Below are 17,584 nucleotides of genomic sequence, written 5' to 3'. Positions count from 1 at the left end.
AAATAAAAATATTAGGCATTTTAAATGAATAGTAATCTAAATCAACCCGGCGAGTTTGATGCAGTACTTGGTGGAAATGCACAGCATCAAAATTATGCTGTAGTTTTAGGAGGAATTGAGGGAATTAAAAATCGCCTCAATAGCGAAGATTATGAAGTCAGAATTGCAGCGCTTGAAGATACACTTAAATATGGTGACGAAGGAATAAATTTGTTAATAGAAGCGTTATACGATCCTTCTAAAGAAATACATGAGCTTGCTATTAACTTACTACGTAAAGCTGGTATTAAAGGAAAACAGGCATTACTAGATTACGATCCCTGGTTAGTTTTGACTACATTTAATAAGTGGGAAGATTATTATTACGATCGGATTAACGATCCAATAGGTCAGGCATATTGTCTAAATAGCCAAAACTATATAAATAGTAAAAATAAATTAATGCGATTGCTTCAAGATCCAAAGGCAAAGTTCATAGAAGCACTCAAATGTCAATTTTATTATAGAGATTCCAATTGTAAAATAGCCTTTAAAGATTTTGCTAATACACTTGTTAATTTTAGTAAAGCTCTAATAAGTTTGAAAGCATTATTAATTGGTGACTACTGTGATTTAATTAATATTAAATACAAACACTCTAATACTCAAGTATGTAGTATTCATCCTCTGCTAAAAGCTTATCCTAAATTAGAATTACTTCACATACGTGGGCGTATGCTTGAGGAAGATATTCTCAAACCTGAATTAAAGATAGTCCAAGTTCGGAATAGCCAAAATAATTCTAATATTCCTATCAAGTCGTTAAAACATGAAAGTTTAAAGACTCTAATTATTGATGCAGATGGTATATCTAATGAGAATCTGGCGAAAATTTGTCAATTAGATTTACCATCTCTAGAGTACTTTGAGCTATGGCTAAATAGAAGCGAGTTAAGCAACATTAAAATAGATACTTTAACCCCTATGCTTTTAGGTGATTCTTTCCCTAACTTAGCGTACTTAGCAATCAGAAAATGCGGTAACATGAGCGAGGTTGCTAAGGCTATTGTTAATTTTCCCATCATAGAAAACTTGAAGATACTGGAATTAACAGATGGAAATTTAAGTAATGGGGATGTTTTATTAAAGTCTCCAACAGTTAATCGCCTGCATACTCTCAATGTTTCTGGTAATCGTTTACATAAAAATACAATTGAGCAACTTTCTGAGTTGAAATGTCGAGTAATTGCAGATTATCAGTTTAGCGATCGCTATTACTCAGTCTGGGAATAATAAACTAAAGCCAAAATCAGCATTTGTCAATCTATCAAAGTAGTCAAACAAGATGTTTTGCAGATATAGCGTCTAAAACTCAAGACAACCCAATATGAACAACAATCCAAATCAACCCAGAGAATATGATGCGGTGCTTGGTGGAGAACTACCACCTCCGGTTAGCGGTGTGGTTTTAGGCGGAATTGAGGGGGTAAGAAATCGATTGCAAAGTTCGGTGGTTGAGGCGCAGGTTGGGGCGCTTTCTGAAGCGTTGAATTATGGGGATGCTGGTTTAGAGATTTTGATTCAAGCTCTATATAATCAGTCAGGACAGGTGAGATTATCAGCTTATAATATTTTGCGTAGGCGTAGCCCGTCGCAGACATCGCGCCCCGAACCATCTGTAAAACAAGCACTGCAAAACTTTAATCCTTATGAATTTTTTAAGTGTATTCATACACTACAAGCGTATTATCAACAAGTTCATTCTGTAGCTATTAGCCCAGATATCAAAACTTTGGTGTGTGGTGCAGGTGATAACCGCCATAACAGTATTAATTCACCAAGAGTTTGGAATTTAGAAACAGGAGAAGAAAAATTTGATTTGCGGTTTAATCATCATCACACTGGTGATATTAATTGCGTAGCTATTAGTCCTGATGGACAGAAGATGATTAGTGCTGGTGCAGATAAAATCATCATGCTTTGGGATCTAAGCGCAGGTAAATATCTTGGGAAATTAAGCAAGCATTCAAATGTAATTTATGCTCTAGCTATACATCCTAACGGAGAAAGCTTTTTTAGTGCAGATGGAAGTGGATGTATCAAAATTTGGCGCTGGAATTGGGGTGAAGAAATTGCTACTTTAGAAGGGCATTCTCGCTCAATTTATGCTCTTTGTATATCACCTGATGGCAAGCTGTTAATCAGTGCTGGTGAGGATAAAATTATTAGAATTTGGGACATAAATTCTAGACGTGAAATTTGGACAATTCAAGGACATTCCCAGTCAATTCGTTCTCTAGCAATTAGTCCAAATGGTCGTTATTTGGTTAGTGGTAGCGACCAAAGAATCAAAATTTGGGATATACAAACCGGAAAACAATTATTTTCTTTTTATGGTCATGCTGATTGGGTGCGTTCTATTGTATTTAGTCCCAACAGCCAAACTTTTTTAACTGCTGGCGACCAAAACATTAAAGTTTGGGATGTAACTTCAGGTAAGAAAATATTTTCATTTCAAGCACATACAGGAGCAATTCGTTCATTAGCACTAAGTGCAGATGGGCAAACATTGGTAAGCGGTAGTGTAGATCATAAAGTAAAAGTATGGAGGTTTTAATGTCAGAGAGTTCTAATCAATTTTTTATTAAACTTGAAAACTGGAAATATCAAGAATTTAATTCTCAAGTTGGTATTACAAACCCTATGAGTTATGCATATGCGATTCGGTTTCAAACAGAAAATCACAATCGAAATATAAATTTAGAGCCTTTTAATAGTCTCTTGCAAGAAACTCAAATCAGTCAAATTCAAGCTTTGATTTGCCCAATAGGATATAGTTACTTTAACGATCATACTTCATTTGGGATTGTCTTAGAAGCCATCTGTGATGCTTGCGATAAATTGCCAAATCTGCAAGCATTATTTATCGGAGACACAGAACAACATGAATATCGCAAATCTAAACTCGCAGTTTTTGATATTCGCCCAGTTTTAGAAGCATTTCCTAACTTGCAACTACTACAAGTACGAGGTCAATTTTATCAATATCTCTTAGAATGCGAATCTTTCAAGCATGAAAATCTCAAAACACTAATTATAGAAACCGCAGATATTAATTCTGACAATTTTGCTCAAATTTGCGCTTTGGAATTACCAAATCTAGAATACCTAGAATTATGGTTTGGTAGACAGCTACGCCACTCAACATTTGTTATGGATGTGTTGACATCAATTTTAGGTGGCAAAAAATTCCCAAACTTAGCTTATTTGGGACTTCGTAGCAGTGAATTTACTGATTTACTTACAGAGGAAATAGTGGAGTCTCCAATTATGGAACGCCTTTTAGTGCTGGATTTATCAATGGGTAATTTAAGCGATCGCGGCGCACAAGCTTTGTTAAACTGTCCAGCAATCAATCAGCTTCATACCCTCAATATTTCTAATAACTGCGTATCAGAAGGTATGGTTCAACGATTGTTACAACTTAACTGTCAGGTGATTGCATATGAACAAGAAAGTGAGGTGGAAAGAGGATGTAGTGCATCAAGATACTCTGCTTTGCATGAGTAATATATACGATTTACTTTTAAAACAAATTTTAGCATTGCCCACCTTATTAGCACAAATTAGCACTAGCCAACATGAACAACAATCCAAATCAACCGAGAGAATTTGACGCAGTAATTGGTGGAGATGCACCCGATAGTCGTGCAGTGCTAGGAGGAATTGCAGGAGTCAAGAGTCGTTTCAAAAGTGGGTTTTTTGAGTTACAGGTTGCTGCACTTACTGATGCATTAAATTATGGAGATACAGGTTTAGAGTTCGTGATTGATGCATTGCAGGATTCCTCACATAAAATTCATAAAATTGCCGTTGAACTATTGCAACAAACAGAAGATAAAGGAAAGCAAGCGCTTTTAGGATGTCAGCCTGGGTTATTTTTTCCAACTTTAAATGATTGGACAGCCGAAAAATTTAATCCTCATACTGGTATCGTTAATCCATCTGAGACAGCCTATATAGTAACTCTTGAACAACTAAAGTTATTATTGCAAGACCCACAAGTTAATCAAATTGAAGCTTTAATTTGTCATTTATCTGGGTACGACTGTTATTACGAAATCAGCCCCGATTTTTACAGTTACGTTGATACTCTTTATGAAGCACGTCAGCAGTTAAGCAATCTGAAAGCTTTATATATAGGTGATTGTCGAGATAATTACTACAAAAAATCTTATATAGGGGTAGGGGATATAAGTTTAATATTGCAAGCTTGTCCTAACCTAGAAGTACTACATATTCGTGCTTGCTGCAACGAACTTGAATGTGAAAAACTACAACATAATAATTTGAAAACTTTAATTATTGAAACAGCAAATATCAGTGATGTAGCAATTTATCGCCTTTGTTTGCTCGATTTACCAGCGTTAGAGTATTTTGATTTATGGATGGGTAGATCTTCTGAACATAGTTCCGATCATACTATTGATAGTCTCAAACCGATACTTTTTAGCGAATCATTTCCAAAATTAAGCTATTTAGGTTTGCATAGTGATTATGCTGATGCAATAGCCGATGCGATCGCACAATCTACTTTCATGGCTGAATCTCCCATTCTAGCAACTCTTGACGTACTAGATTTATCAATGGGAAATTTGACAGACACAGGTTTGAACGCTTTGATTGAATCAGAAGCGGTTATTAATCTACATACTCTCAATATTGCTCAGAACTACGTATCAGAAGAATTTATTCAGGAGATTAAACAATCATCCCTGGTTGATTGTTTATTAATTGCTCATTCTCAAGAAAAGGCATATGAAGGATATAACCCTTCTCGCTATCGGGCGTTATACGAATGAAAATTTTACAGATATAAATTTAGCAGTAGCCCAAATGAACAACAATCCAAATCAACCCAGAGAATTTGACGCAGTGCTTGGTGGAGATGCACCACCTCCTGTTAATGGTGTGGTTTTAGGAGGGATTGAGGGAATTAAAAATCGCCTCAAAAGCCTTGAACCTAGAGAAAGAGCATCTGCATTGATTGATGCTTTACGCTATAAAGAAGAAGGTTTTCAATTACTAATTGAAGCATTAAAAGACCCTTCAGATAAAGTGCAGATATTTGCTGCTCGTCTTCTGCGAGATAAAGGTGGAGAAAAAGGTAAACAGGTTTTATTAACACATAATCCTCAGCAATATTTTCCGATGCTAGAAGATTGGCAGTTTGAAAATTTTTATCCAAATATTGGAATAACTTCTGCAATTAGTACAGCTTATAATGTTAACCTGTATCTTGAAGAACCAAATCCTCGTGGAGGATTTCGTGTAGTTGAATCTTTTAATCTAGATGCTCTTCAAGTATTCCTCAATGATATCCAACTCGGTGAAGTTGAAGCTTTAGCTTGTTGGATGCCTGATGTACGTTACTTACCCATATATCAGAAAGAGTGTCAGAAAATTATAAACATGCTTTGTGAAGCTAGTCAAAATTTAAGGAATCTAAAGGCTTTATTTATTGGCGATCGCAGACAACATGAATATAAAAAATCGCGTATTTATCTAAGTGATTTGATTTCAATTTTAGAGAATTTTCCAAATTTAGAGGTATTGAAATTACACGGAAATCCTCATAATAATCTCTTTTCCCAAAAAATCTGTCATCAATCTTTAAAAACTTTAATTATAGAAACAGCAGATAATGATTCTCGCGCAATAGCAGAAATATGCAATCTTGAATTGCCATCACTGGAATTATGGGGAGGATGGTGTGGATACTCACCAACAGATTTTGATTTTTTTGAGTCCCTATTTTCAGGTGAATTAGTGCCTAATTTATCTTATATCGGTCTACCTAGCTTTGAAAATACTGACGTAATTGTAGAAGCTTTGGTTCAATCTCCAATGATTGAACGTCTAGCGGTGCTTGACATATCGATGGGAACTTTAACAGATAAAGGGGCAGAAAAATTGTTGAATTGCCCAAGTGTAAATCAGCTTTATACACTCAATATTTCTAAAAACTGTATATCCTCAGAGATGGTTCAACAATTATCCCAACTTAATTGTAGATTAATTGCAGATTCACAGGAAGAAAACTCTCGTCGATGAGAACTAGCTTCACGCTTTTGGGCATTATTACGAATAAAAATATATCCAAAAATGCTAAACTTTATCCTCATCGCTAACTCTGAAAATCGCCGTGTCGGTTTCCTCCAACAAGCACTAACCCATTTCAACTTACCACCAGCCACGGTAGTAGATTACGCAGACTTAATTTCCGGTAAACAAACTCTCGAACAATTTAACGCACCTAACACCATTATCCGCTTCGATTCTCCAGAAAAGAACTTTGATATTGATAAAGCCATCATCGCCGCTGGTTTCAACGTATCGGATAACGGAGAACATCAACGCATCACTCCTGGCGAAGCTATGAAATTAGAATTCGACAAAGGACGCATCCTCTACCCGCGACAGTGGTATTTAGGCTGGCGCTATCTCTTACAAACATGGGAAACGCAACTTACACTTTTCCAGGGGTACTTCATGAACCATCCCCAAGATATTGCTGTAATGTTTGACAAACCAGCTTGTCACGCAAGATTCAGCGCATACAATATTCCCGTTCCTCGTTCTCTAGGTAAAATTCACAATTACGAACACTTGCGCGAACAAATGCAAACGCAGGGAATAGAACGAGTATTTGTCAAACTCTCCCACGGTTCCGCTGCTTCTGGAGTTATTGCTTATCGTGCAAATTCGCGTTTTGAATCAGCTATTACTACCGTCGAACGAGTACGAGAAAATGGAGAAACTCTGCTTTACAATTCTCGGAAAATTAGACACTATACCCACCGAGAAGAAATCGCCGATATCATCAATATCTTAACAGCAGAAGGCGTACAAGTTGAAGAATGGCTACCCAAAGCATATTTACAAGGATGCGGTTTTGATGTGCGCGTCGTGGTTATCAATGGTGAAACACAGCATATCGTTGTTCGCCTTGGTAAAAGTCCCATGACAAATTTACATTTGGGGAATGAACGGGGAGATACTGAGGAATTTTTAGCAAAAGTTGGTGCAGAAAATTGGGAGATGATGAAGCGAACTTGCGAACAAGCAGCCAGCTTATTTCCTAATAGTTTATATTGCGGAGTTGATTTACTAATTTTACCTGATTGGAAAACTCACGCCATTTTAGAGATTAATGCTTTTGGTGATTTATTACCGGGGATTTTGTGGAATGGGATGGATACTTATACGAGTGAAATTAAGGCGATTTTGGAAAAGTAAATGTAGGCTGTATTATGCCGCAGGCTAACGCACTTTAATTGTTGATCGTCCCGGAATTTTGTTAATAACACATCCTCATGTATGTTTATTAATTAATATTAACGAAAATGAATAATAATTCAAATCAACCAAGAGAATTTGACGCAGTACTTGGTGGAAACGCACCACCTCCTGTTAAGGGTGTGGTGTTAGGCGGAATTGGCGGGGTAAAAAGTAGCTTTAAAAGTTCAATCTTAACAGAGTCTTTAGACAGGATATTAAAAGCCTTAGAAGAAAAAGATCCAGAAATGGCTTCGTGTTTACAACCAGGCTTAACCCGTAAAGAAATTGATGAAATAACTAAAGATTTACCTTTTAAGTTACCAGAAGAACTATATGAGCTATATCAATGGCGAAATGGTCTATGTAATTAGATAGTATTTGGTTGGGGTAAATGGAATGGTATTCAACTAATATTTAGACCCTTGGTAGAAGCAGTAAATGATTTTCATAAGTTAAAAAAACGTGATTCCCCGTCTAACTTATTTCGTATTTTTTTATTAATTCATCAATTAGGAGGTGATTATTTTGCTGTACTCTTAGGTGACGAAACAACTCCTATAATTCATTTCGATGACAATAGTGAAATTTTTATCGATCAAAGAAATTATTCTAAAAAATCAGCATTTTTCTCAAGTTTGACAACCCTAATGTATGCGATTGCAGAATGTTTTAAAGATGCAATATATACTGAAACCGACTCTAATGGTTATATATCTTGGGAATTTGACGAGGATAAAGTCAAAGTGATTCTCCATAAATACAATACAGGTAACTTTAAAATTTATCGAGCATAATTTTTCATAGCTATGTTTAATATGAATTTAATCGTGGGAACTCACGATATCCTGTTTATCACCCTAGACACACTGCGTTACGATGTAGCTAAAAATTTACTCATACAAGGACGCACTCCTAATTTAGAAAAAGTTCTACCAAACACAGGTTGGGAAGAACGCCATTCACCCGGAAATTTCACTTACGCGGCGCATCATGCTTTTTTTGCTGGCTTTTTACCTACTCCGATAACGCCAGGAATTCACCCCCGAATTTTTGCATTAGGATTTGAAGGAAGTACCACCACAACTGATGAAACTTGTGTGTTAGATAGCTCAAATATTGTTAGTGGATTAGCTGCTAAAGGATATCATACAGTTTGCATTGGTGGCGTTGGTTTCTTTAACAAACGCAATCCTTTAGGGAATGTAATCCCTTCGATGTTCGCTGAAAGTTACTGGAGTCCAGAATTAGGTGTTACTCATCCCCAATCTACAGAAAATCAGGTAAATCTGGCGCGAAATATTTTAGAAAAAACCCCCAACAATCAACGCCTATTTTTATTTATAAATATTTCAGCTTTACATCAACCAAATTATTTTTACCTTCCTAATCCAAAGGATAAAATCGATACTATTGAATCTCACGCCGCAGCTTTAGAATACGTTGATAGTCAATTAGCTAAACTCTGGGATACTTTACGAAAAAGAAATTCTACTTTTTGCATTCTCTGTTCCGACCACGGGACAACTTATGGTGAGGATGGTTACACTGGACATCGACTTAGCCATCCCGTTGTTTGGACGGTTCCCTATGCAGAGTTTATTTTATGAAAACCTTGAAATTTTATGATTAAAACCCAAAATCCCCAATCCAAAATCCAAAATCTAAAATCCAAAATTTCTCAGTCTCCCTATCAAGCATACGTTTATTCTTATCCCCACAAAACAGCTTACCGTCCTTTTACGCCGCCGATATATCTCCCCGAACTTTGGACGCAGCAAGATAGACAAGCGTTATTTCTCTACATACATATTCCGTTTTGTGAAATGCGTTGTGGTTTCTGCAATTTGTTTACCACAGTCAGCCACAATGAAGATTTTATCAGTCAATATGTCGGGACGGTACAGCGACAAGCGCAACGGATGAAAGCGGTGTTGGGTGATGCGTCTTTTGCTAGGTTCGCTATTGGTGGGGGAACTCCGACGCAATTACCTATTCAGCACTTGGAAACTATTTTCGATATTGCGGAAAATACTATGGGTGCAAAGTTGCAGGAAATTCCGATTTCTGTGGAAGTTTCACCAGAAACCGCGACTGAGGAGAAGTTAAAACTGTTGCGATCGCACTCTGTCGATCGTGTTAGTATTGGTGTCCAAAGTTTCATTGAGTCCGAAGTCTTAGCCACCCAGCGCCGTCAATCGACTACTCAGGTTGAAGCGGCCTTAACAAGGATAAAAGCCGCTGGATTTCCGACTTTGAATATTGACCTGATTTACGGTTTACCCGGTCAAACTGTAAATACTTGGTTGCAATCAATACAGGCTGCTTTGCGCTTTCAACCAGAGGAAATTTATCTATATCCATTATATGTGCGACCGCTGACGGGTTTGGGACGCACAGATAAAGAATGGGACGATATTCGTTTAGCTTGTTACCGCGAAGGGCGATCGCTCTTATTATCGCAAGGATATACCCAGATTTCCATGCGGATGTTTCAACGGGTGGATGGGGGACAAGGTAGTAATCTTCCTCCCTCATCTCCTCACACTCCCTCATCTCCCTCATCCCTCCCCTCCCCCGTCTACTGCTGTCAAGCTGACGGGATGGTTGGTTTAGGTTGTGGCGCACGTTCCTACACGGATACTTTGCACTATTCTAATGAGTATGCGGTGGGTGCAAAGGGAATCAGCGATATTTTGCAAGCATATATTCAAACACCCGATGAGTTATTTGAATATGCGCATTATGGTTTTCAATTAGATGCAGAAGAACAACGTCGGCGGTATATTCTGTTATCTTTACTTTCTCATGAAGGATTAAATTTGCTTGCTTATCGTCAGCGATTTGGAAGTGATGTGTACGCTGATTTTCCAGAATTATCAGAATTGCTGACTTTAAATTTGGCGATAAAACATGAGGAGATTTTACAGTTAACTGAATTTGGAATTGAGCGTTCTGATACTATTGGTGCGTGGTTATTTTCTGAGGAAGTTCAGGAATTAATGCAGGGTTATGAGTTGAAATAATAGGGTTAAAGCCAGATTTGTAGAGAAGCGATACATCACTTTTCTAAAAAAAATTACATGACATCTACCGTGGGAAAAAATATGACCAACAATCAAAATGAACCTAGAGAATTTGATGTGGTACTCGGCGGAGAAACACCACCTATTTATGACGCTGTCTTAGGTGGTATCGAAGGGATTAAGAGACGTTTATCGAGTCAATTTATAGAAGATAGAGAAGACGCACTTCATGATGCACTTCAATATGGTGCATCAGGTCTAAATTTGATAATTCAAGCTTTACAAGATAAATCAGGAAGGGTACGAAGATATGCTTGTGTTTTACTAAGTGAAAGAAATGAACCTCAAGCTATAGCGGCTTTGCAAAGTTATAAACCTTGGTTTTTAAAAGAACGCTGGGAACTAGAGAAACGTACAGGAGCGAGTTTCATAAGATGGCACTCTAAAAAATTTGCACATCGTCAAGTAGAGGAATATAATTCACAAGTTGGTATAACTGACCCTGTAGGAACTGCATACGCTTTCCGAACTAATCGAGATGGAGACGAATTTATTGCAGACAAGCTTGAATTACTTTTAGAAGATTCACAAGTTGGCAAGGTAGAAGCTTTAGTTTTTGGAATGTGGCATTCAGACGTTTTTGAAAGTGATTCATCACAAAATATTGTCAATTTTCTTGTGAATGCTCAGGATAAACTAAGTAATCTTAAGGCTGTATTCATAGGCGATGTCACAGATGATGAGTCGATGATTTCTCACATGAGTCATAACTATATCAGCCCAGTATTAGAAGCTTACCCTAATTTAGAAATATTAAAGATTCGTGGTGGTAACACTCATAGGATGTTTAATCCAATACGACATGAGAAATTAAAGGCTCTGATTATAGAAACCGGAGGACTGCGGCAAGAATCTCTCTTACAATTGTACTCTCTTCAATTACCAGCATTAGAACATCTGGAAATATGGTTGGGTAGCCTTAACTATGGATGTACTTGTTCTGTTGAAGATTTAACTCCTCTTCTTTATGAAGATTTATTTCCTAATCTTATATATTTAGGGTTACGCAATAGTGAATATAGTAATGAGATAGCTCGTGAAATAGTTCAAGCACCAGTTTTGCAAAAAATTAAAGTGTTAGACATTTCTCTCGGAAATTTAACCGATGAAGGAGCAAAAATTTTACTCAATTCTCCTGTAATCAATCAATTAGATATGCTCAATATATCAGAAACTTATGTAACTGATGAAATGCTTGAATTGCTTTGGCAAATGGATGTTCGTGTCATTGCAGAAGGTAATCGAATTTATGAATATGAAGGCGATCGCTACTGCACAGTAACCGAATAATTTAAAAATAAGTTATTCCATAATTAGGTAAATGAGAAACTTACCCTGGCAGAAAATATGACTAACAATCAAAATGAACCGAGAGAATTTGATGCGGTACTTGGAGGAGAAACACCGCCTATACGTGATGCTGTATTAGGTGGTATCGAAGGTGTTAAGAGGCGTTTAGTAAGTCCTAATATAGAGATACGTATAGCGGCTGTTCAAGATGCATTAAATTATCAAGCAGAAGGTTTAAATTTAATAATTCAGTCATTGCACGATCGCTCAAGAAAAATCCGTCAAACAGCCTATCATTTATTACGCGATCGCATTGAACCGCAAGTCAAACAAGTTTTGCAAAAATATAAGTATTGGGACTTATTTGAGCGAATAGATGAAACTTTAAATTCTGGATATATCTATAATACTTACAAAAAATTCTACAATCGACAAGTTGCAAGCTATGATTCTCAAATAGGTCTGCAAAATCCTGCTGAAAAAGCTTATGTATTAGATGATGTTGTATATGATGATATAACTTCCTTTTTAAAAGAACCAGAAGTCAATAAAGTAGAAGCTTTGATATTTCGAGGTTACTATGACTTATGGCGCATTTTACCTCCAAATATTCTCAAAAATATTAAAGCACTTTTTTACGGGCCTTATGACATAGATTACCAGATATCTTGGACAACTATTCAAGATATTAGCCTTATCTTAAAAGCATTTCCTAATCTAGAGATGTTGCTAGTGCGTGGTGGAGATGATTGTCGCATATACAGTGAGCCTTGGGAAAAATTCATTTCTTTACGTCACGAACATTTGAAAGCGCTAATTGTAGAAACTGGAGGATTAGGTCGTGACAAAATTGCTCAAATTCTCTCTCTTCAACTACCAGCATTAGAACATTTAGAATTATGGTTAGGTAGTGATGAATATGGTGGTAATTCTGCCATTGATGATTTAATGCCAATTTTTTCAGGTGATTTATTTCCGAACTTGACTTATTTGGGACTGCGTAACAGCGAATATGCAGATAACATTGCTGCTGCTGTTGTTAACTCTCCTATCATCAATACAATCAAAGTTTTAGACCTTTCAATGGGAAACTTAAGCGATGATGGTGCTGAAGCTTTACTCAATTGTCCTGCTGTGAATCAGCTAGATATTCTTAACCTTTATGATAGTTGTTTAACTGAAGAAATGGTTGAACGTTTGAAACTTCTAGATATTGAAGTTATTACAGATACACTAAAAAGCTCAGAAGATCGCTATTGTTCTGTTTCTGAATAATTAAGCTTTAAAAAAATAATTTAGATATTCAACTAATATGCACCTTACCATCCTCTATCGCGGTTCTTTAATTAGTTGCAACTATGGCTGTGAATATTGCCCCTTTGCTAAACGCCAACAAACAGCCGCAGAATTAGCTATCGATAAACAATCTTTAGAAAAGTTTGTCAATTGGATTTCCCAACATCCCCAACATCAATTCTCAATTCTATTTACTCCTTGGGGAGAAGCCTTAATCCATTCTTGGTATCAGCAAGCCTTTGTAAAATTAACCCATTTACCTAATGTTAATAAAGCCGCAATTCAAACTAATCTCTCTTGTCAGCTAGATTGGGTAGAGGAATGTAATAAAGATAAATTGGCACTTTGGGCTACTTTTCATTCAGAATGGGTGTCACGCGATCGCTTTTTACAAAAATGTTTAGCTCTCAACAACAAAAATGTTAAATTCAGCGTCGGAGTTGTCGGTTTTCCGAAATTTAAAGCAGAAATAGCAGCTTTACGTCAAGAATTACCAAGCCACGTTTATTTGTGGATTAATGCTGTCAAAGCTGAACTTCCGAATTTATCACCAGCAGACAGAGAATTTTTTCAATCTATCGATCCGTTATATGAATTAAATACTCATCATTATTCTAGCTTTGGGAAATCTTGTCAGGCTGGAAAGTCAGCTATTTCTGTTGATGGTGACGGTACAATCCGCCGCTGTCATTTTATCAAAGCACCAATTGGTAATATTTATGATAGTAAATGGGAAACAGCTTTACTCGATCGACCTTGTGCCAACCAAACTTGTCACTGTCATATTGGTTACGTTCATCTCGATTATTTAAACATGAATCAGGTGTTTGGTTCTGGGATATTAGAAAGAATTCCTGATAATTGGCCTTTGAGGATATAGCCTGCGGCAATTATGTAGATTATTCTACAGGTGTTGAACCCTCGTAAATTGGCAACAGTATTGCTTAAATAATATTTTTCTTTCTCTCCCTGCTGCCCTTCGGGTTCGCCACTTTGCCATCGTGACGGGAACCGCCAAGACGGCAAGTGGACTCACCTGCGCCCCTGCCTACGAAGTTCCTGATTCTGGTGCGCGCCATCTTTCTCCAGAGTGGGAATGGTTAATGAAATCTCCACCCATGCTTACCACCAATTGGTAGAGGACTCAAAGCTCTAGCAAAGTGTAACTTTGTTACAACAACTCTGGAAAGCAGACAAGTAGGACTAGTGCGATCGCACATATGTTTGGCTTGTATTTTACCTGCCTCCAATGAGTAAGATTATATGGATTTATTCGCTATCGTCTAAAAGCGCCCACTTGTCAAGCAGGTGTAACTTTTGTTAATCTTAATCCAGGGAATAGATAAAGCTAATATTGCGAAACACCGGAGAGTAAAAACTATGGATATCCCAATGGAGCTTAACTTAGAGCAGAAATTCAACCTCAAAGTTTACGAAGAGCAAATTAAGGGGTTAAACCAGGAAGAATCCCAAAAACTGCTTTTAGAGGTGCTGCGGCAGTTAATGGTCAAAGACAATATGATTAAGCATCTTCTCAAGCAGGCTTAATTAGCTGGCAATTTTTGTTAAATTTCAGGATATGCACAGACTTCTCTCGTGGCATTGCGTTATACATAAGTTCAATCTCAACGCCAACTGGTGTTAGGGATTTCTCAATAGAAAATATCTCATAACTGTGTCAGCAAAGGCGGCAGACTCCGATTGCGGAATTCTCTGTAGTGTAGTTCCTCTGTAAGGAAGCTTGCCCCAACAACTTCAAAAGTCAAAAGTTATTTCTTCTTCCCTATTACCCAATCCCCAGTCAGACCAATCCTGGCTGGGGATTGTTTGTTAAGGATTGTTACTTAGTTTCTCATAACTGAGACTGAGATAGGTTTCATCTTTTATGTTCTATATTGTCTTGTTCAGGAAACAGGCAAACAAGTTTCAGAGAAAACGAATTATTAAGGAGAGCGAAATGCTTGATGCTTTTTCTAGAGCTGTAGTTTCAGCAGATGCTAGCACTTCTACCGTATCTGATATTGCTGCTCTGAGAGCCTTCGTTGCTAGTGGTAACAGACGCTTGGATGCTGTAAATGCGATCGCCAGCAACGCCAGCTGCATGGTTTCTGATGCTGTTGCAGGAATGATTTGCGAAAACCAAGGTTTAATCCAAGCTGGTGGTAACTGCTATCCTAACCGTCGTATGGCTGCTTGCTTACGCGATGCAGAAATCATCTTACGTTATGTAACCTACGCTCTATTAGCTGGTGACGCTTCAGTTCTAGACGATCGTTGTTTGAATGGTCTAAAAGAAACCTATGCTGCTCTAGGCGTACCCACCACCTCTACAGTACGTGCCGTTCAAATCATGAAGGCTCAAGCTGCCGCTCACATTCAAGACACTCCCAGCGAAGCTCGTGCTGGTGCCAAATTGCGTAAGATGGGAACTCCTGTTGTAGAAGATCGTTGCGCTAGCTTAGTTGCTGAAGCTTCTAGCTACTTCGATCGCGTAATCTCTGCATTGAGCTAATTTATTGCCATTTGCAATTCACTCAACAGATTGACATCCAACACAGTTTAAATAAAAAGCCTTTTGGGAGATTTAAGAAATGAAATCAGTTGTCACCACCGTTATTGCATCTGCTGATGCTGCTGGTCGTTTCCCCAGCACCTCTGATTTAGAATCCGTACAAGGTTCTATCCAACGTGCATCTGCTCGTTTAGAAGCTGCTGAAAAGCTAGCTAACAACATTGATGCAGTAGCAACCGAAGCTTACAACGCTGCGATCAAGAAGTATCCCTACTTGAACAACGCTGGTGAAGCTAACTCCACCGATACCTTCAAAGCTAAGTGTGCTCGTGACATCAAGCACTACCTACGCCTGATCCAATACTCTTTGGTTGTTGGTGGTACTGGCCCATTGGATGAGTGGGGTATTGCTGGACAACGTGAAGTTTATCGCGCTTTAGGCTTACCTACTGCTCCTTATGTTGAAGCTTTAAGCTTTGCTCGTAACCGTGGTTGTGCGCCTCGTGATATGTCTGCTCAAGCATTGACTGAGTACAATGCTTTACTAGACTACGCTATCAACTCTCTCTCCTAGTCAGTTGTCAAACTTGTCATTTGGTGGCATGGGTACATTATGACCCTACAAACCTGGAGGTTCTTGGCTGTTTGCTTTGCCTGTAAAGGTTGAGTAATGGCAAAGAATCTCTGGGTTTGTTTTGTCATTGGTCATTTGTGATTGGTGATTCAAACTAAAGAATATTTGCTGAAGGCTCGATCGTTAACAGCTAAGATCTATATATATGGATAAACGCTTTTTTAATTTATTTAATCTCACAGAAGACCAAGCGATCGCTCTTTTGGATACGCCTCAAGACCAATTGAGCGAAAATGATTCGCGTTATATTGCTGCTTCTCATTTAGTCAACTTCCCCACAGAACGGTCAATCAACGCCCTCATCCGGGCGGTGCAACAAACTGACCCCTCGTTGGATAATCGAATCGTCCGTCGTAAGTCGGTAGAGACTTTGGGACGACTGCAAGCTGAGTCAGCCTTGCCAGTAATCCGCACCTGTCTTTTTGACGAAGACTGCTATACCGTGGAAAATGCTGCTTGGGCGATCGGTGAAATTGGTACTCAAGACCCCGATATATTAGAAGATGTGGCGCAATTGCTAGACAAGCCAGGGCAAACTTATCGCGTGATTATCCATACATTAACCAAGTTTAACTATCAACCTGCCCTAGAACGCATTCGCAAATTTGTGAATGACAGCGATCCGCCTACAGCCAGTGCAGCGATCGCCGCAGTTTGTCGCTTAACTGGCGACTATTCCCAAATGCAAAAAGTGGTGAATATATTGCAGCATCCGAATGTTTTAGGACGGCGGTTGTCTATCCAAGATTTGATGGATGCACGTTACTATGATGCAATTCCTCACATTGCCAAATGTCCTGTATCCCTGGTTTTTCGGCTGCGAGGCATTCGCACATTAGCAGAAGCCGGAATCTCTACTGGGGCAATTACTTTTGCGAAAATTCAACCCTATTTAGAGCAGACATTATACGACCATCCCCAAAATTTAAATTTAGTCCATAGTTACGATCGCCTCCCAACTCTGGAAATGTTGATTCGGGGTTTGTACGAAACAGACTTTGGACGCTGCTATTTAGCAGCTAAAACCATTTTGGAGCATTACGCCGATACTGCTCCTGAGGCTCTATTTGCTACTTACGCCGCAGAAGCAAATAATGATTATGGTGCCCACTTTCATGTCATCAAGTTGTTCGGTTGGTTGAAACACGCTCCAGCTTACGATTTAATAGTTGAAGGCTTGCATAACAAACAACCACAGTTTCAAAAATCGCGGGCAGCAGCTGCGATCGCACTTGGCGAACTCGGAGATCCAAAAGCCATTCCCGAACTGAAAACTTGTCTAGAAACCAAAATCTGGGATTTGAAGTATGCAGCATTGATGGCACTAGAAAAACTGGGTGACATCAGCAAACACGAACAAGCAACACAAGATAGTGATTGGTTAATTGCCGCCAAAGCCTCAAGCACCCTAAAAAATCAAGAAATCACAGCCTAATTTTGCTCTTGTGA

18 protein-coding genes are annotated in these 17,584 nt (G+C 38.3%); all 18 read left to right on the top strand.

Annotated elements, in window-relative coordinates; translation table 11 throughout:
• Positions 1-24 precede the first annotated feature (24 nt).
• The 18 genes from AACU33_RS16335 to AACU33_RS16250 all read left to right on the top strand — a co-directional run bounded on the left by AACU33_RS16335 (position 25) and on the right by AACU33_RS16250 (position 17,570).
• Positions 25-1,272 (top strand): HEAT repeat domain-containing protein, encoded by a 1,248-nt coding sequence (locus tag AACU33_RS16335; RefSeq protein WP_096589678.1) that lies wholly within the window; start codon positions 25-27, stop codon positions 1,270-1,272.
• Positions 1,273-1,366: 94 nt separating this feature from the next.
• On the top strand, positions 1,367-2,596 hold the full coding sequence (locus AACU33_RS16330) for a WD40 repeat domain-containing protein (RefSeq protein ID WP_096589677.1): 1,230 nt from the start codon (positions 1,367-1,369) through the stop codon (positions 2,594-2,596).
• Positions 2,596-3,549, top strand: coding sequence for a hypothetical protein (locus tag AACU33_RS16325; protein WP_096589676.1), 954 nt, complete (start codon positions 2,596-2,598; stop codon positions 3,547-3,549). The genes AACU33_RS16330 and AACU33_RS16325 overlap by 1 nt, the downstream gene beginning before the upstream one ends.
• A 71-nt stretch (positions 3,550-3,620) precedes the next feature.
• Positions 3,621-4,841 carry a hypothetical protein gene (locus AACU33_RS16320; RefSeq protein ID WP_096589675.1) on the top strand — a complete coding sequence of 407 codons (1,221 nt, stop codon included), beginning with the start codon at positions 3,621-3,623 and terminating at the stop codon, positions 4,839-4,841.
• Positions 4,798-6,093, top strand: coding sequence for a HEAT repeat domain-containing protein (locus AACU33_RS16315; protein WP_096589674.1), 1,296 nt, complete (start codon positions 4,798-4,800; stop codon positions 6,091-6,093). The genes AACU33_RS16320 and AACU33_RS16315 overlap by 44 nt, the downstream gene beginning before the upstream one ends.
• 51 nt (positions 6,094-6,144) lie before the next feature.
• Positions 6,145-7,278 (top strand): STM4014 family protein, encoded by a 1,134-nt coding sequence (locus tag AACU33_RS16310; RefSeq protein WP_096589673.1) that lies wholly within the window; start codon positions 6,145-6,147, stop codon positions 7,276-7,278.
• Between the two features lie 107 nt (positions 7,279-7,385).
• Complete coding sequence (locus AACU33_RS16305) at positions 7,386-7,691, top strand: SMI1/KNR4 family protein (protein ID WP_096589672.1); 306 nt, start codon at positions 7,386-7,388, stop codon at positions 7,689-7,691.
• A gap of 51 nt (positions 7,692-7,742) precedes the next feature.
• Positions 7,743-8,114, top strand: coding sequence for a hypothetical protein (locus AACU33_RS16300; protein WP_096589671.1), 372 nt, complete (start codon positions 7,743-7,745; stop codon positions 8,112-8,114).
• Between the two features lie 12 nt (positions 8,115-8,126).
• Positions 8,127-8,927 carry an STM4013/SEN3800 family hydrolase gene (locus AACU33_RS16295; RefSeq protein ID WP_096589670.1) on the top strand — a complete coding sequence of 267 codons (801 nt, stop codon included), beginning with the start codon at positions 8,127-8,129 and terminating at the stop codon, positions 8,925-8,927.
• 15 nt (positions 8,928-8,942) lie between these two features.
• On the top strand, positions 8,943-10,343 hold the full coding sequence (locus tag AACU33_RS16290; protein ID WP_096589669.1) for an STM4012 family radical SAM protein: 1,401 nt from the start codon (positions 8,943-8,945) through the stop codon (positions 10,341-10,343).
• 81 nt (positions 10,344-10,424) lie between these two features.
• Entirely contained in the window at positions 10,425-11,693 is a 1,269-nt protein-coding gene (locus AACU33_RS16285) for a hypothetical protein (protein ID WP_096589668.1), read from the top strand.
• A 57-nt stretch (positions 11,694-11,750) separates the two neighbouring features.
• Positions 11,751-12,968 (top strand): hypothetical protein, encoded by a 1,218-nt coding sequence (locus tag AACU33_RS16280; RefSeq protein ID WP_096589667.1) that lies wholly within the window; start codon positions 11,751-11,753, stop codon positions 12,966-12,968.
• Positions 12,969-13,005: 37 nt separating this feature from the next.
• Entirely contained in the window at positions 13,006-13,869 is an 864-nt protein-coding gene (locus AACU33_RS16275) for an STM4011 family radical SAM protein (RefSeq protein ID WP_096589666.1), read from the top strand.
• 121 nt (positions 13,870-13,990) lie between these two features.
• Positions 13,991-14,128: a hypothetical protein gene (locus AACU33_RS16270; protein ID WP_339376067.1), complete on the top strand. Its 138-nt coding sequence runs from the start codon at positions 13,991-13,993 to the stop codon at positions 14,126-14,128.
• 241 nt (positions 14,129-14,369) lie between these two features.
• A complete protein-coding gene (locus tag AACU33_RS16265) occupies positions 14,370-14,537 on the top strand; it encodes an NblA/ycf18 family protein (protein WP_096595277.1) in 168 nt (55 codons plus the stop codon).
• 409 nt (positions 14,538-14,946) lie between these two features.
• On the top strand, positions 14,947-15,501 hold the full coding sequence (gene cpeB, locus AACU33_RS16260; protein WP_096577369.1) for a C-phycoerythrin subunit beta: 555 nt from the start codon (positions 14,947-14,949) through the stop codon (positions 15,499-15,501).
• A 79-nt stretch (positions 15,502-15,580) separates the two neighbouring features.
• Positions 15,581-16,075 (top strand): C-phycoerythrin subunit alpha, encoded by a 495-nt coding sequence (cpeA, locus tag AACU33_RS16255; RefSeq protein ID WP_096589665.1) that lies wholly within the window; start codon positions 15,581-15,583, stop codon positions 16,073-16,075.
• 205 nt (positions 16,076-16,280) lie between these two features.
• Complete coding sequence (locus AACU33_RS16250) at positions 16,281-17,570, top strand: HEAT repeat domain-containing protein (protein ID WP_096589664.1); 1,290 nt, start codon at positions 16,281-16,283, stop codon at positions 17,568-17,570.
• The last annotated feature ends 14 nt before the right edge of the window (positions 17,571-17,584 follow it).

Origin of the sequence: Calothrix sp. NIES-2098 (genome assembly GCF_963875125.1) — a bacterium.
Classification (GTDB): Bacteria; Cyanobacteriota; Cyanobacteriia; order Cyanobacteriales; family Nostocaceae; genus Aulosira.
This window is presented reverse-complemented; position numbering and strand designations above follow the sequence as displayed.

What these genes read in the sequence shown, in the direction of transcription:
- AACU33_RS16315 (WP_096589674.1), top strand. Translation starts at nt 4,798, where the DNA reads ATGAAGGATATAACCCTTCTCGCTATCGGGCGTTATACGAATGAAAAT.
- AACU33_RS16290 (WP_096589669.1), top strand. Translation starts at nt 8,943, where the DNA reads ATGATTAAAACCCAAAATCCCCAATCCAAAATCCAAAATCTAAAATCC.
- AACU33_RS16265 (WP_096595277.1), top strand. Translation starts at nt 14,370, where the DNA reads ATGGATATCCCAATGGAGCTTAACTTAGAGCAGAAATTCAACCTCAAA.
- AACU33_RS16250 (WP_096589664.1), top strand. Translation starts at nt 16,281, where the DNA reads ATGGATAAACGCTTTTTTAATTTATTTAATCTCACAGAAGACCAAGCG.
- AACU33_RS16280 (WP_096589667.1), top strand. Translation starts at nt 11,751, where the DNA reads ATGACTAACAATCAAAATGAACCGAGAGAATTTGATGCGGTACTTGGA.
- AACU33_RS16295 (WP_096589670.1), top strand. Translation starts at nt 8,127, where the DNA reads ATGTTTAATATGAATTTAATCGTGGGAACTCACGATATCCTGTTTATC.
- cpeB (WP_096577369.1), top strand. Translation starts at nt 14,947, where the DNA reads ATGCTTGATGCTTTTTCTAGAGCTGTAGTTTCAGCAGATGCTAGCACT.
- AACU33_RS16335 (WP_096589678.1), top strand. Translation starts at nt 25, where the DNA reads ATGAATAGTAATCTAAATCAACCCGGCGAGTTTGATGCAGTACTTGGT.
- AACU33_RS16325 (WP_096589676.1), top strand. Translation starts at nt 2,596, where the DNA reads ATGTCAGAGAGTTCTAATCAATTTTTTATTAAACTTGAAAACTGGAAA.
- AACU33_RS16285 (WP_096589668.1), top strand. Translation starts at nt 10,425, where the DNA reads ATGACCAACAATCAAAATGAACCTAGAGAATTTGATGTGGTACTCGGC.
- cpeA (WP_096589665.1), top strand. Translation starts at nt 15,581, where the DNA reads ATGAAATCAGTTGTCACCACCGTTATTGCATCTGCTGATGCTGCTGGT.
- AACU33_RS16330 (WP_096589677.1), top strand. Translation starts at nt 1,367, where the DNA reads ATGAACAACAATCCAAATCAACCCAGAGAATATGATGCGGTGCTTGGT.
- AACU33_RS16320 (WP_096589675.1), top strand. Translation starts at nt 3,621, where the DNA reads ATGAACAACAATCCAAATCAACCGAGAGAATTTGACGCAGTAATTGGT.
- AACU33_RS16305 (WP_096589672.1), top strand. Translation starts at nt 7,386, where the DNA reads ATGAATAATAATTCAAATCAACCAAGAGAATTTGACGCAGTACTTGGT.
- AACU33_RS16310 (WP_096589673.1), top strand. Translation starts at nt 6,145, where the DNA reads ATGCTAAACTTTATCCTCATCGCTAACTCTGAAAATCGCCGTGTCGGT.
- AACU33_RS16275 (WP_096589666.1), top strand. Translation starts at nt 13,006, where the DNA reads ATGCACCTTACCATCCTCTATCGCGGTTCTTTAATTAGTTGCAACTAT.